Source organism: Baekduia sp., assembly GCF_035318805.1.
Classification (GTDB): domain Bacteria; phylum Actinomycetota; class Thermoleophilia; order Solirubrobacterales; family Solirubrobacteraceae; genus Baekduia.
This window is the reverse complement of the sequence record NZ_DATHDY010000060.1, coordinates 19,190-31,967: the sequence shown is the minus strand read 5'-3', so window position 1 is coordinate 31,967 and position 12,778 is coordinate 19,190. Positions and strand designations below refer to the sequence as shown.

Annotated in this window: 16 protein-coding genes and 1 pseudogene; 5 read left to right on the top strand and 12 right to left on the bottom strand. The window is 70.0% G+C overall.

The features are described from left to right. Positions 1 to 21: 21 nt before the first annotated feature. Positions 22 to 1,035, bottom strand: a complete 1,014-nt coding sequence (locus VK501_RS13825; RefSeq protein WP_324338215.1) for a hypothetical protein — start codon at positions 1,033 to 1,035, stop codon at positions 22 to 24. Continuing rightward, entirely contained in the window at positions 1,032 to 1,556 is a 525-nt protein-coding gene (locus VK501_RS13820) for a DUF6036 family nucleotidyltransferase (protein ID WP_324338214.1), read from the bottom strand. Before VK501_RS13820 ends, VK501_RS13825 begins: the two co-directional genes overlap by 4 nt. A gap of 244 nt (positions 1,557 to 1,800) precedes the next feature. On the opposite strand from VK501_RS13820, the gene VK501_RS13815 reads away from it, so the two are divergent. Both VK501_RS13815 and VK501_RS13810 read left to right on the top strand, forming a co-directional pair. Then, on the top strand, positions 1,801 to 2,268 hold the full coding sequence (locus tag VK501_RS13815) for a hypothetical protein (RefSeq protein WP_324338213.1): 468 nt from the start codon (positions 1,801 to 1,803) through the stop codon (positions 2,266 to 2,268). A gap of 13 nt (positions 2,269 to 2,281) precedes the next feature. Next, a complete protein-coding gene (locus VK501_RS13810; RefSeq protein WP_324338212.1) occupies positions 2,282 to 2,752 on the top strand; it encodes a hypothetical protein in 471 nt (156 codons plus the stop codon). Here VK501_RS13810 and VK501_RS13805 read toward each other — a convergent pair. Both VK501_RS13805 and VK501_RS13800 read right to left on the bottom strand, forming a co-directional pair. Then, complete coding sequence (locus VK501_RS13805; protein WP_324338210.1) at positions 2,733 to 4,022, bottom strand: type II toxin-antitoxin system HipA family toxin; 1,290 nt, start codon at positions 4,020 to 4,022, stop codon at positions 2,733 to 2,735. The genes VK501_RS13810 and VK501_RS13805 overlap by 20 nt on opposite strands. 14 nt (positions 4,023 to 4,036) lie before the next feature. Further along, positions 4,037 to 4,441 carry a helix-turn-helix transcriptional regulator gene (locus tag VK501_RS13800; protein WP_324338209.1) on the bottom strand — a complete coding sequence of 135 codons (405 nt, stop codon included), beginning with the start codon at positions 4,439 to 4,441 and terminating at the stop codon, positions 4,037 to 4,039. 106 nt (positions 4,442 to 4,547) lie between these two features. On the opposite strand from VK501_RS13800, the pseudogene VK501_RS28950 reads away from it, so the two are divergent. Further along, positions 4,548 to 4,757 (top strand): annotated as a pseudogene (locus tag VK501_RS28950) (hypothetical protein); the annotation flags it as partial. A gap of 16 nt (positions 4,758 to 4,773) precedes the next feature. Here the strand turns inward: VK501_RS28950 and VK501_RS13795 are convergent. Then, positions 4,774 to 5,280, bottom strand: a complete 507-nt coding sequence (locus VK501_RS13795) for a hypothetical protein (protein WP_324338208.1) — start codon at positions 5,278 to 5,280, stop codon at positions 4,774 to 4,776. Positions 5,281 to 5,347: 67 nt separating this feature from the next. Beyond that, on the bottom strand, positions 5,348 to 5,608 hold the full coding sequence (locus VK501_RS13790) for a hypothetical protein (protein WP_324338206.1): 261 nt from the start codon (positions 5,606 to 5,608) through the stop codon (positions 5,348 to 5,350). Positions 5,609 to 5,777: 169 nt separating this feature from the next. On the opposite strand from VK501_RS13790, the gene VK501_RS13785 reads away from it, so the two are divergent. Next, the gene (locus VK501_RS13785) at positions 5,778 to 6,056 is read left to right on the top strand and encodes a hypothetical protein (protein WP_324338204.1); all 279 of its coding nucleotides are present in this window, start codon (positions 5,778 to 5,780) and stop codon (positions 6,054 to 6,056) included. 69 nt (positions 6,057 to 6,125) lie between these two features. On the opposite strand, the gene VK501_RS13780 is transcribed toward VK501_RS13785, so the two are convergent. From VK501_RS13780 to VK501_RS13760, 5 genes are all read right to left on the bottom strand, one after another. Next, entirely contained in the window at positions 6,126 to 6,656 is a 531-nt protein-coding gene (locus VK501_RS13780) for a TetR/AcrR family transcriptional regulator (RefSeq protein WP_324338202.1), read from the bottom strand. Between the two features lie 175 nt (positions 6,657 to 6,831). Further along, entirely contained in the window at positions 6,832 to 7,017 is a 186-nt protein-coding gene (locus VK501_RS13775) for a hypothetical protein (protein WP_324338200.1), read from the bottom strand. 121 nt (positions 7,018 to 7,138) lie between these two features. Further along, on the bottom strand, positions 7,139 to 8,374 hold the full coding sequence (locus VK501_RS13770; RefSeq protein ID WP_324338198.1) for an RNA polymerase sigma factor: 1,236 nt from the start codon (positions 8,372 to 8,374) through the stop codon (positions 7,139 to 7,141). Between the two features lie 6 nt (positions 8,375 to 8,380). Next, positions 8,381 to 8,791, bottom strand: coding sequence for a YciI family protein (locus VK501_RS13765; protein WP_324338196.1), 411 nt, complete (start codon positions 8,789 to 8,791; stop codon positions 8,381 to 8,383). A 976-nt stretch (positions 8,792 to 9,767) separates the two neighbouring features. After that, on the bottom strand, positions 9,768 to 10,097 hold the full coding sequence (locus VK501_RS13760) for a hypothetical protein (protein WP_324338194.1): 330 nt from the start codon (positions 10,095 to 10,097) through the stop codon (positions 9,768 to 9,770). Between the two features lie 495 nt (positions 10,098 to 10,592). On the opposite strand from VK501_RS13760, the gene VK501_RS13755 reads away from it, so the two are divergent. Continuing rightward, entirely contained in the window at positions 10,593 to 11,078 is a 486-nt protein-coding gene (locus VK501_RS13755; RefSeq protein WP_349261013.1) for a very short patch repair endonuclease, read from the top strand. Here the strand turns inward: VK501_RS13755 and VK501_RS13750 are convergent. Beyond that, on the bottom strand, positions 11,024 to 12,775 hold the full coding sequence (locus tag VK501_RS13750) for an NERD domain-containing protein (RefSeq protein ID WP_324338190.1): 1,752 nt from the start codon (positions 12,773 to 12,775) through the stop codon (positions 11,024 to 11,026). The genes VK501_RS13755 and VK501_RS13750 overlap by 55 nt on opposite strands. Positions 12,776 to 12,778: the final 3 nt, after the last annotated feature.

Genomic DNA, 12,778 nt, shown 5'->3' with positions numbered 1-12,778 from the left:
AACCTGACGTTGTCGTCGTCGCTAGTCGATCGCGCGCGCATGGCGGATCGCCGCCTGCGCGATGGCGGTGAACTCGTCCCAGAAGTCCGCGCCGCGGGCGCCGTAGAGACCCCGGGGGACGCCGACGTAGCGCAGGTCGGCCTCGATGTCGGTCACGAGCGTCCGCGCGCGGCTGGCACGAAGATACGGGGAGAGCTCGTCGATGCCGGGGTCTTGCAGCCAGCGCAGGATCTGGGCCAACGCTCGGTAGGCGGGGATCCAGTCGTAGTGAAACGGCAGGTCCGGAGTGGTGGGCAGGCGCAGCAGGGCTGCCCACTCGCTCGGGCGAACGGAGTAGTGGCGGTCGTCGGAGACGTGGACGACGTCGATGACGCCGGCGTCGTGGAGTTGGGTGAGGCCTTCGCGCACGTTGCGTTGGGCGAAGCCGGCGGAGGCCGTGATCATGGCGCTGGAGAGTCGCGGTGCGCGGATGGTCAGGAGCGTGCGCATCACTTCGGCACGCACGCCGACGCCAAGGAGCCGGCGCAGCCGAAAGGCGAAGCTGATCGGGTCGTGAAGGCGGGGTGGCTGGGACTTGCCGGAAGCCTTGACGGGCTGCCGTGCGAAGCCGTGACGCGAGAACGCAGGGTCGAGCTCACCACTTGGCGTTGGGAGCCCGGGGAACAGCGGCTCGAGCGCGCCGTCACCGCGAGCGCGCCGATCGCGGCTGGCCGGCGGCTGGCGCCGACGTGCGCCGGCCGTCCAGTCGAGCGCGGCATCGACGAGCGCTCGGTCGGCGTGGTCGGCGCAGAGGTTGCGCAGCCGCTGGACGCTCACCAGCGGCGCGTTGAGCGCCAACCAGTCGAGAACCTCGTCGAAGAGCCGCGGGTCGCTGCGCCCGATGTGCAACGTGAACAAGAGCAGCGCCTCTGGGTCGGCGGCACGCTCCTCGCGATGCGCCGGGGGCGCCGCCGACACACCCATTTGTGACCACTGCTCCCACGCCAGCTCCAGCAGGGCGGCGATGACTTCGGCTCTAAACGCTGCGGCCGTCATCCTGGACTCCAAGGTCGGCGAGCGCCTGCGCGATCGCATCGTCGAAGGGGCCGGGCATGTTGTGCGTCCGCGCCCGCGCGAAGCCCGGCCGCGGTCGGCTCGAGCTGCCGCAGGTCGGCGAAGTCGCGGGGCTCACGCCGGTCGGCCGCGGCGTAGAGCTTGAAGAAGATCTGGTCGATACGGGAGGCGACCGACACTCGCAACGCCGAGCCGTAGCCACGACGGATCAGCCGGTCAGAGAGGCCGGCCGGCAGCCCGAGGTCGAGGAGGCTGGTCGGCCCGGGGTTCAACCAGCCCGGCTCCAGGCCGAGGTCCCGGGCGACAAGGGCCGCCGCGCCGGCCACCGCCGCCGGCAGCGGATCGGCCGGCACCAGCTGTCCGTGCCGTTCCAGCGCGACGACGTCCACGTCGCGAGTGCTCCGCGAGATAGCGTCGATCGCGAGCAGGCCGCTGCCGCCGATCACCACCAGGTGAGCGGTCTCGCCGGCGGCAGCAAGCTGCTCGCCGAGCGCCGTCAGCACCGCGTCGAGCTGTCGTGCCCCGATGTCCGTCATCCTCCGGGCGGATGTTATACATCCGTGAGGCGGATGTACATCTGTGCAGCAAGGCCTCTGGATCGCCGGACTGCTTGGTCGTGTCCGCCGATGCTCGGCGTCGGCCGGCGGCGCCGGCCGTCGCCTGGGTAGTGCCCGATGACGGGGGTGCCGGCGGCTTCCCGCCCGCCCGTATCGCAGGCGTCCGTCTCGCCGCTGTTGCGGGGCGCTGGTGGGCGGCGCGCCCTTCGGAGCCGCAGGGGCGGCCGACGTCTCGTCGGGAGGCCGCCTCGGCTTCGGCGTGGGTCTCGGTCTCGCCGTCGGGCCCTACGGCGCCGTCTCGCTCGGGTGGACCCGAGCCAGTGGCGGGCAGCTCGGGATGACCGCGATGCTGAGCCGCTTCGCACCGGGGCAGACGACCGCGGCCGCCGCGCCGCTGAGCAACCCGTCGTCCACGCTGGTCTCGTTGGCGCTCAGGCTCGGCGCCGCGCCGGACGGCTCGCTGCTGGCCGGCTGGCTCCAGCTCGAGGGCCTGAGCACCCTCTCGATCGCGGGCGCTCGCGTCGCGCCCGACGGAACGATCGGGCCCGCGAGGAGCACGATGACGAGCGTGTCGCTCGCTGCGGGCTTCTCGGGTATCCGCAACCGATGCCGCAGGCCGACGGCAACCGAGGCGGGCTCATGGGCGTCGGCAGCCTGATCGGTGGTCGGGGGTGGCGCCGCGGGCGCTGCCGGCGGCCGTCGCGGCCGTCGCGGCCGCGCTGAAGGTCTCGAAAGCCACCCGGAACGGCGCAAGGGTGACGGTCGCCGGCACGATCAGCTCGCGCGCCAAAGGCAAGGTCACCATTGCCTATGCCCAGAAAGTCGGCCACGCGACAGTCACCATGAAGAAGACGGTCACCGTCGCCAAGGGCCGCTGGAGTACGACGCTGACGCTGCCGCGCTCGCTCACCAGGGGTAGCGCGGCCCGAGGCAAGGGCCCCGTCACGGTCACCTGCGCCGGCACCGCGGCGGTCAAGCGCGCGACCGCCAAGCACGCCGTCTCGATCGCCAGAGCGAAGCGAGCGACGAAGAGCGACGTAGGCGAAGAGCAAGGGCCCGGCGCACAAGCGCCGCGCCTGATCGCCCGCCTGAGGGCTGACGGCCGTCGGACAGCGGCGGCCGTCAGCGCGGCTGGAGGTTGAGGCGCAGCGAGGCGTTGATGTCGCGGGCCATGTCGGGATCGACATCGACCTCGACGGCGATCTCGGGCCAGGTGGCGACCGCGTCGGTGACCTCGGCGAGGATGCGCTTGGCCGAGCCGCGCTTGAGGCCCACGCGCTTCTCGATCGCGATCAGGTCGGCGACGGAGATGCGGTCGCGCTTGCCGTTGATCGTCATCTGGTGAGACTGCAGCCACTGGTTGGTCGGGTCGCAGGCCCATGTGACGTCGTAGGCGGGCGCGAGCGTCCAACGACCGGACCGGTCCATGAGGAAGGCGACGTTCTTGACGTGGTCGTCCTGATTGCGAGCGACGATGTTGAAGACCATGCGCCGGAAGAGCTGCTCGATCTCGGGCAGAGAGATGCCGATGCCGCGCATCAGCACCATCGTCTGGTCGTAGCCGTAGATCCCCGGCATGCGGTAGCTGACGTGGTCGAGCGCGGCGAGCGTCTGCATGTGCAGCTTGTCGCCGCCCGGCGGTCGGTCGAACCGCCGCGTCATGAAGTGCCGGCGGCCGTTCTCGGGCAGCAAACGGCACTCGCTCATCTCGACGCCGGCCCGCGTGGCCATGCGCCAGTAGGCGTACTCGATCGCGCCCCACCCCTCCGGGTCGACCAGGCCATGGTCGCCGGCCTTGGAGACGCCGTCGAACTTCAGGAGCCAGTGCTCGAAGCCAGGCTCGCCGTCGAGCTGACCGGAGCGGACCTGGCCGGTGGCCTGGTTGAAGGCGACGATCGCCTTCGGCCGCGCACCGCCGGCGGAGGTGCCGATCGCGAGGATCGCCTTCATCTCCTCCTCCTCGGGATTCTCGGCCAGCTCGGCGATGAACGCCTCGCGCTGGGCCAGCGCTTCGCTGGCCAGCTCGACGAGGCGGTCGAGTTGGAGGTCGCGGCCGGTCGGCGTCGAGGGCTCTATCGAGGGCTGGAACTCCAAGGCACCCATGCCGCGAGTGCCTACGTAACACAGGCGTTCCACGATGTCGAAGGAGGCGGGCGACCGGCCGTCGGCGGCCAGCCAGGAGTCGACGAGCGCGCGCCCCCAGGTGTCGGGCAGCGCGTCGGCGAGGAGACCGGGGAGCCCGTCGAACGGATCCACCGGTAGCCGGGTGAAGCGATAAGGCTCCGCGCGCAGCGGCATGTGGACCGGCGAGAGCTGGATGCCAGACGGGACGAACGCCGGGTCGTACTGGAACGTCGCGAACGGGTCGCCGCTCTCGATCGACACGGCCCCGACCCGGGTGCCCCAGAGCATGACGGCGGCGTTGGTCAGCGCTCGTCACCCCAAGTGAAGGGCCTACTGGTGTCCCCCGAAACTGGCAGCGGCGTGGCGGGGTCGGCGGGGCGCTGGCCGGCCGGGCGGCGACCGGTCGCGCGCTGGCGTTCGTGACGGCGACGCAGGTGCTCGCGCTCCAGCGCGGCGATAGGCGACTCGATGCGTTCGGGCAGCGCGGCGTCGATCGCAGCGAGCAGGTCGAGCGCGCGCCAGAGCTTGACCGTCGTCGACATCTGGACGGACTTGCCGTTCTCGACGCGGACGATCGTCGCGCGGCTCACGCCGGCCTGGCGGGCGAGCTCGGCCTGGCTGATGTTGCGCGACAGGCGCAGGCGCTCGATGCGATGGCCGAGCTCGGCGAGGACGGCATCGTCGGTGAGAAGATCGTCGAGGTGCATCAGTTTTGCGACGTTAGCTGTAAAAATCGAGCTTGTGTTGCTGTTTGGCGACTTCGATCGTCCCGAAAAATAGCATCCGTTCAGACCCTAGGTGTCGCAGACTTGCATGGTTAGAGGCGAATTGACACCGGATGTTGCAGAACTACTGCAGCAGCTTCGTCGACTCGGTGGGCTGCTGAGCGAGTCTGCGCATCAGTGCCGATATGGCAGCTTGGGCCGGTCGGCCCTGAGCTGCCTTGAGCGCTTCTGGGCCGGACCCCAGTTGCTGATCGTCGACGAACTCGGCTACCTACCTATGCCCGGCGAAACCACCAGCCACGTCTTCCAGGTCATCAGCCGCCGCTACGAGCACGGCTCCATCGTCCTGACCACCACCGCGGCATCGCCGACTGGGGCCACCGCTTCGAAGACACCACCGTCGCCGCCGCCGTCCTTGACCGCCTCGTGCACCACGCATCGTCCTCTCGGTCACCGGCGACACCTACCGCATGCGGCTGCGAGCGGGTCTTGTTCGTTGGCTCGCGCAGCGCACTGGGCCCCTCGCTGGCCGGCTCGGTGTCGGGAAGCTCAGGCGGTGGGCCGTCTGCTGTGGTGATGCTGACCACGACTGGTTCGGTCTCGATGACCGACACCTCACCGCCCTGGGCGTTACGTCGCGGAGCCGCGCGGGGCCGATGGTCAATAGACGCCTGGTTGATGATCCGAGCCCTACGCAGCAAGTCCTCGTAACGCTCGCGCGCGAGGACTTCGAGCGTGTCCAGCAGCTCCCAATCGGTATAGGCGCCGAATGGCAGGCGCAGCCCGCGTCCGAGGGTCTGTGCGGTGAGAATCTCGGACACCGAAGATCGCATGGATGCGCTAAGCGGTTCGGCCGGTTGGCTGTTGTACTCGCCGTTCAGACGGCGTCTACTCCTCTGCGCGGAAGGGCTCACCCCCACGGAAAGAGTCCAAGATGTTCAAGTACGGGAAGTCCGTCGTGATCGCATGCGCAATCACGGCCACAGGTCTGGCGCCCACGGCCGCCAACGCCGCAGACGCTTGGCACACGCCTGGGTCGATCGTGTATGTGGCGACCAGTTCAAGCGCCGTGAACATCGCGGTCGGGATCACGACCATCACATGCACAGGGAGCACCTTGAGCGGCACCGTCAGCTCGTCGGTGTCCACGCCTCCGAACCCGTGGCCAGGATTCGCGTCAGCCACCCTTGCGTTCACGGGCTGCAACGGCAACGTCACGGTCACGTGCAACGTCGGCGCCGTCGGGACAGACACGGCACCCGGAGCGTATTCGAGCGGTCCTGACACCGCCGCTACGGCACCAGGCCACCATACGGATGTGAATCTGACCGGCGTCTCGTGCGCGCTCAAGGTCAACGGCAGCTCCTGCGCGACCATGACAGGCTCGATCGAGACCGATCACGCCAACCCCAACCCCTCTTCCAGCATCCCGGGGTTCTTCTCCCTCGGCTTCCCCTCGCTGACGATGGCAGGGTGTTGCCCAATCTCCACCGGCGCCACGACGCTGACGAACCCGACCACCGGCGGCGGAATCATCTACAACTACACCTCGCCCAGCACGATCGCCTCGCAACCCTATCTCTGGTGGGGGACATAGCAGACCAGCAGATGGCAGACCCGGAGCGCACCTGACCCACCGACATACCTAAGCGCGCCGCTCAGGCGATCAGCGCCGCGACCGCGAGCGTGCCCGCGCGCACGGTCGCGGTGTGGTCGCGGTCGGGCTCGCCGAGGATCCGGAGCACGAGGCCGTCGCCGAGGCGGAAGAGGATCTCGGCGATCGCCTCCGGCTCGGCGCGGAGCTCGAGGACGCCTTCGGCTGCTTGGCCACCAGCACCGCCGCGACCTGCTCGCGCGTCCGGCGGATCAGCTCGGTGAACTCCGCGGCGATGTCCGGGCTGCGGCGCGAGAGCGTGAAGACCTCGAACGACAGCGTCAGGAACTCGGTGTCGTCGCGCAGCATCGTGTCGAGCGTGCGGCGCAGCATCGCGATGAAGTCATGCGCGTTGTCGACTGCCGCGAGCTGCTCGTCCAGGACGGCCATCCGCAGCTCGGTGTCCCGCTTGACGACCTCGGCGAGCAGCCGCTCCTTGGACGCGAAGTAGTAGTGCAACAACCCGCGGGACACGCCCGCGCCGCGGGCGACGTGATCGAAGGTCGAGCCCGCGACGCCGCGCAGCGCGACCGACGCGCGCATCGCATCGGCGATCGCCGCGGCCCGTCGGCCCCGAACTCGTTCTACCTGCCCCTCTTCGCCGACGCGTCAGCCGATTTCGGCCATGTGCTCTTCGAGACCAACGAGGCGATGACGGCGGACGCGCCGGTGGGCGTCATGAACAACTTGTACGAGACGACGGGGGGCCAGATGCGGCTCAAGCCGTCCATGGCCGTCCGGGGTCTCCACCATCGCATCTCCGCCCGGACGCCCTCGAGCCCCACCACGCGCCCTCGACCGGCCCCTCGCCCTGCGCCTTGAGCCCGAGCGCGACGAAGAACGCCCTCGCGGCCGCGAGGGCGTCGACCACGATGCCCACGTGCTCCATGCGTTGGATCGTCATGCGCTTGACGGTAGCGATACGACGGCCCAGCTACAGCGTCTCTCGGTTGCCGATCGCCTGGTGGGAGCGCGCTGCCGATTGATCTGAAGAGACCAGCGATGAGTTGCTCGGCTCGATCGGGTCATGGCTGGGTCCGCTCGGCGGCCCGCGCGCGGGCGGCCTGACGGACCAGGTGGTCGCGCTCGGCGACGTCCGTGGCCCGACGGGCGGCATCCGCGTACGCCGTGGCGGCGGCAGAGAGGTCGCCGCCCAGCTCGTGCAGGTGGCCGCGGGCGGCGTGCCAGCGGTGCCGCTCGCCGAGCACCTCGCGCAGCCGGTCGGTTTCGCGCAACCCGGCGGCGGCGCCGAGGACGTGGCCGACCGCCACCGCGCGCCCGAGCACCGCGGCGGGGTCCTCGCGCACTGGGTCGTCGGTGAGGGCGACGAGGTCGTCGTACCAGTCGAGGATCTGCGGCCAGTCGGTCTCCTCGGTGCTGGCCGCGTCGTCGTGCAGGGCGGCGATGGCGGCCTCGACCTGGTAGCGGCCGGGCCGCTGAATGGCCAGCGCCGACTGCAGGACGCGCACGCCCTCGGCGATCTCGCGGGCGTCCCACAGGCCGCGGTCCTGCCGGTCGAGCGTGACGATGCGACCCTCTGGGTCGAGTCGCGCCGGGAGGCGGGCGTGGTTGAGGAGCATCAGCGCGAGCAGCCCGCGCGCCTCCGGCTCCTCGGTGGCGAGGGTGAGTTGACGGGCGAGCCGGATCGCCTCGCCGGCCAGGTCGACCCGGCCCGCGTGGCCGGCCGCGTAGACGAGGTAGAGCACGCGCAGCACGACGGCGAGGTCGCCGGGCTGGTCCAGGCGGCGGGCGGGCGGGCCGGCAAGCGTGCGCTTGGCCCGGCTGATCCGCTGCGCCATCGTCGCCTCCGGCACGTAGAAGGCGTCGGCGATCTCCCGGGTGGTCAGGCCGCCGACGGCTCGCAGGGTCAGCGCCACCTGGGAGGCGGGCGCGAGGTCGGGGTGGCAACAGCAGAAGAGCAGGAAGAGGGTGTCGTCGCCCTCCTCGAATGTGGACCCGCCCGCCCCGCCCGCCCGCGGCTCGGCGTGCGTCGCCTCCTCGCGGCGGTGACGGGCGGCCTCGCTGCGGCGGGCGTCGACGAGCCGCCGGGTCGCGACCGCCGCCAGCCACGCGCGGGGGTCGCGCGGCGGGTGCTCGGGCCACACCCGCAGCGCCTCCAGCAGCGCCTCCTGCAGCGCGTCCTCGGCGCCATCGAAGTCCTCGCCCCGCCGGACCAGGCCCGCGAGCACCCGCGGAATGAGGTCCCGCCCGAACCCGCGCAGCGCGCCCTCGTCCAGCCGTGGCGTCGGCTCGCCGATCACGCCGGGTCAGTCGCCCGAGGGCGCCCCGGACATGATCTCCCGGACGTCGATCCACTCATACAGCGGCTCCCCGCCCGGGCCGGGTTCGGAGGAGACGTAGGCCGCGACCTCGACCGCGCGCTCGTGCGACTCGACGTCGATCATGTACCAGCCCGCCACGAGATCGCTGGTCTCGGGCAGCGGGCCGTCGGTGGTGACCGGCGCCGCGTCCGGGCCGCCGTAGCGCACCCAGGTGCGCGCCGGCGTGAGCGCCTGCGCGCCGACGTACTCGCCGTTCTCCTGCAGCAGCTCGCTGACGTGCTTGAGGAAGGCCATGTGCGCCTCCACGTCCTCGGGCGCCCACTGGTCCATCGGGGGGAAGGGATGGTGCGGCTCCGGGCCGCCGCGGTAGTGCTTGAGGAGCAGGTACTTGGGCATCGTGGTCTCCTGGTGTCGTGGGCCGCGTCTGTCGTGGCCCTTTACCTGGTGAGCGGAGCCGGCCGGCGCGTCTCGACATGGAATCACTCATCGAGCTCCGAGACCGTCGCGCAGGGGGAACGCCTGCTGGGACGGACCCGGCCGGTTGCGGGTGGTTCGATGCGAACAGGTGATCCCGTGTCCCGTAAGACCCGTCCGAATGAGTCCAGCCACCCGCTCTCGGTCTCGGGTACGGCCTGACGCAGCACGTCTTCCAGGCGGATGACGTACCGGACCGCTTGGGTACGCGGTGGGCCGGCGTTGACGGGCAACCGACGAGCCGGACATCAGCACGACGTCCCGCGCTGGGCTGGACGTCGTCCTGCGAGTCCGTACGCGGGCGGCGTGAAGGTCGCGCTCTCGGCCGGCCCGAGCTACGCGGACGACGTCGTGCGCGACTTCTCGCAGGTGACGTCGTCGCTGTCGGTCGCGTAGCGTTGGCCCGAACATCCGACGGTGGGGGTGCAGTGGTTCGGGCGAAGGTGTGGACATAGATCTCCTGTGAGCCGACGCGACCGCTTGGAGCGCCTGTCCGCGATGAGGTCGATGACGCCAGGCGGCAGCGGGATCGAGACGTCATCCATCATCCGATCACGGCGCGCCGGCACGCCATCTCCGGCGGGGTGCTGTTTGCACTTCTGTTTGCACCCTCCGTCGGAGCGCGCTCCGCACGACCTCGCTTCAACGACGAAAGCCCTGCAAATGTAGGGCTTCCCGTCCATGGCGAGTCCCGGACTCGAACCGGGGACACCACGATTTTCAGAGGCGCCTTTCGGCTTGGTGGCGGCCGCGGTTTGCAGCGACTTCGCGGAGCGCGTCGTCGGGCCGGTAACCCCTGGCTTCGGGCGGATTCCCGTGGGTTTAGGCCATGAAACGGTTCCTCATGGCCTAATGGACAGTTGGCGTACAACTTGGTTCGAAGAGCGCCTTGGTCGGTTCAGCAGCCGCGCAGGCCGAGCCCGCTTCGGAAGTCGGCGCGGATCCATCCCTCGCTGATGTAGCCGAATTGCCCGTCGCCCCAGCGGATGCCGTACCAGCGCGTGGAGGTACACAGGCCCGGGTTGCCGTCGTCGATCGAGCTGTTGTCCTGGCCGTTGGTGGTCCGGTTGCCGATGACGGTGCATTCCGCGGTGATCGTCCTCCCCGAGCCCATGTCGGTGCCGAGTGCACAGCCGTCCCGCTTGCAGAAGTTGCGCATGCCCGTCGACAGGTACGCCGGGGTGTCCTCACGCATCTGCGTCGACCCGCTGGTGACGCGGTTGTCCACCACGATCCGACGGGTCGCCGGAGGCTGCTACGACTCACCGGGCTGCGGCTGACTGGACTGCGGCCGCGGCGAACTGGGCTGAGCAGGTGGCTGGGCCGTGGGGGACGGAGCGGTCGGGACAGCATCCGGACCGGCCTTACGGGAGATCGAGAAGCTCATGTTGCCGGACCATGTCGGGCAGCTGGGAGACGATCCGATCGGCGATCTGCCGGCGGCAGCTCCGATCTCGGTGCCGGTCGCGCCGCCTGACAGCGCTGGCGTGAGTCGAGCTCGCCGGCCTTCGCGGCGGCGGGGCGGGCAGCGACTTGAGGATGCGGCCCGCGGGCGGTGCCGATCCAGCCGAGCACGGCGGTCTTGACCTCACCCCGAGCAGTTCTCCTCCCGCTACTCCCACCCCATCATCGTCGAGCTCACCCGCGTCAGCCGTCACCAGCGACCGGCGACGCAGATCGTCCCGGCGGGACCCGCGCGGCCGAGCGGACGGCGGCTGTCACTATGACCACCGTGGCCGTCGTGCCCTCAAGCACCGCCGTCAGCGCCCGGATGCAACGTCAGCGGACGACCGGGACCGATCCCGAGCTCGCCCTCCGGCGCGCGCTGCACACACGCGGCCTGCGCTATCGCGTGAACCGAGCCCCGGTTCGCCACGTCCGCTCCCGACCCGACATCGTCTTCGGCCCGGCGAAGGTCGCAGTCTTCGTCGACGGCTGCTTCTGGCACCGTTGCCCCGCGCACGGCACGATCCCCGCCTCCAATCGCGACTGGTGGCTCGACAAGCTCGAACGCAACGTCGAACGCGACCGCCGCACCGACGCCCTCCTCGATGCCGCCGGCTGGACAGTCATCCGCGTCTGGGAGCACGAGGACGTCACCGCCGCGGCAGACCACATCGAACGCGAGGTTCGGACGCGACAGACGGGCGGTGATCAGACGCCCGCGTCGCGGGCGTCCGTCCGGAGCCGCTCACGCCCTTCATCCTGACCGTCGGGAGCCGCCTGGCGCCGGGCGAACTCGACCGCTCGCGTCTCGAAGTCCCCTCGGGCGGCCTCGTCGAGCACGACGCCGAGCAGTGCTCGCGGTCGGGAGCAGGCGACGTAGACCTGCCGGAGCGTCTCGACCTCGGTCAGCTCACCGAGCCCTACCACGACGACGGCCACGGCCTCCAGGCCCTTAAATTCCGCCGCCGTGGTCACCCGCACGTTCGTGCCTGCCTCGTCCAGCCGTCCGACCGAGAGGGCGTCTCCCGGCCAATTGCGGATCAGCCGATCAACCATGCCCTCGTCGGTGGCGATCACGACCACCTGTGCCGGATCGACACCCTCCCGGCACCACCGCTCGAGGAGCGTTGCCGCGGCATCGGCGTGCTCGCGCCGCTCCAACACGAAGCGGGTCTCGACGTCAGGCCCTGCGTTCGCCGGGGCCTCGTCCGGGGCGACCGCGGCGAGCATGCAGGTGGTCGTGTTGATCTGCGGCGTGTTCCGACAATTCTCGAACAGCTGATATTGCGTCGTTGCGTGCGCCGACAGTCGATCGAGCTGCGCGCGATCGACCGCGGAGAAGATGTTCTGCTTGTGGTCGAGGAACACCCGCCAAGTACCATGCTCCAGCCCGCCTCGCAGCAGGAGCTCAAGCACGTCGAGCGCGCTTTCGGTGAGGAGATCCTGTGCCTCGTCCATGACCAACACGTCATAGGCGTCTGGCTTCTCGCCGTCCAGCAACGCGGCGCAAGCCTCCTCCGGCAGGAAGATGTCGAAGATGTCCTGGTCGTCGGCGTCGGGGATGTTGCCCCGCCGGCCGGCATCGTCGACGAGCACGTCGAGCAGTTCGCGGTAGCACCGGACGTCGACCTCCGCCTCCTCCATGCGTTCCGCCAAATGACGTGCGAGAGGGGCGGACCGGCAAAGCAGCAGCACCCTCATCCCGCTCGCGGCGAACCGGTTCGCCTCCTCCACGGCGAGCAGCGTCTTCCCGGTTCCGGCGCCACCCCGGATCAGGGCACGGTGCTGCTCCCACATCCCGCGCAGGATCTTGGCCTGGTTGTCCGTCAGTTCGATGAGCTCCGCCTCCACCGAATTGAGCCGCGCGCGCAAGGTCGGCACCAGCTGGAACGACGGTGCGACATACGACAGCACCGCACTCCGCTCGGAGCGCGACAGCGGCCGTCCACGGTCGCCTGTCCTGCCATGGAACTTGGCCCAATGGTCCGCGACACGGCTGAGATACCGGTCGACCGGTATCGCGAGGTCCCGATCGTCGTAGATCAGATGCTCGTCGATCTCCGACCCGGCAGCCTTGAAGCGCACCTGCGGGAACATGATCCCGTGGCCCACGATGGCGCGACGGAGCGCAGGGACGCGATCGGCCAACGCGTGGTGCAGCGCTGCCGCCGCGGTGCCCGCCTGCCGGAACGGACTCTCCTTCAGAGGCTTCCCGTTCGTCGCCCATGCCCCCTCGACGACGGTGATCGTCCCGCCCTTGACCTCGAGACAGAGCACTCCGAACGGTCCGATGACGACGAAATCGATCTCGGCCCACGGCTTGTCGCGATGCGAGGCCAGCCCGACCGAATGCACGACGAGCCAGTCGTCGGGCGTCTCGTCCCGGAGCTTGCGGTAGACGATGCCTTCGGCCCGGCTGTCGTTCCGGTCATCCCAGACCGGCGGGATCATGCGCGCCATGTC

Coding starts and splice junctions, on each gene's coding strand:
- VK501_RS13765 (WP_324338196.1), bottom strand. CDS start 8,791: ATGCCCAAGTACCTGCTCCTCAAGCACTACCGCGGCGGCCCGGAGCCG.
- VK501_RS13825 (WP_324338215.1), bottom strand. CDS start 1,035: ATGACGGCCGCAGCGTTTAGAGCCGAAGTCATCGCCGCCCTGCTGGAG.
- VK501_RS13805 (WP_324338210.1), bottom strand. CDS start 4,022: ATGCTCTGGGGCACCCGGGTCGGGGCCGTGTCGATCGAGAGCGGCGAC.
- VK501_RS13755 (WP_349261013.1), top strand. CDS start 10,593: ATGACCACCGTGGCCGTCGTGCCCTCAAGCACCGCCGTCAGCGCCCGG.
- VK501_RS13800 (WP_324338209.1), bottom strand. CDS start 4,441: ATGCACCTCGACGATCTTCTCACCGACGATGCCGTCCTCGCCGAGCTC.
- VK501_RS13750 (WP_324338190.1), bottom strand. CDS start 12,775: ATGGCGCGCATGATCCCGCCGGTCTGGGATGACCGGAACGACAGCCGG.
- VK501_RS13780 (WP_324338202.1), bottom strand. CDS start 6,656: ATGCGCGCGTCGGTCGCGCTGCGCGGCGTCGCGGGCTCGACCTTCGAT.
- VK501_RS13775 (WP_324338200.1), bottom strand. CDS start 7,017: ATGACGATCCAACGCATGGAGCACGTGGGCATCGTGGTCGACGCCCTC.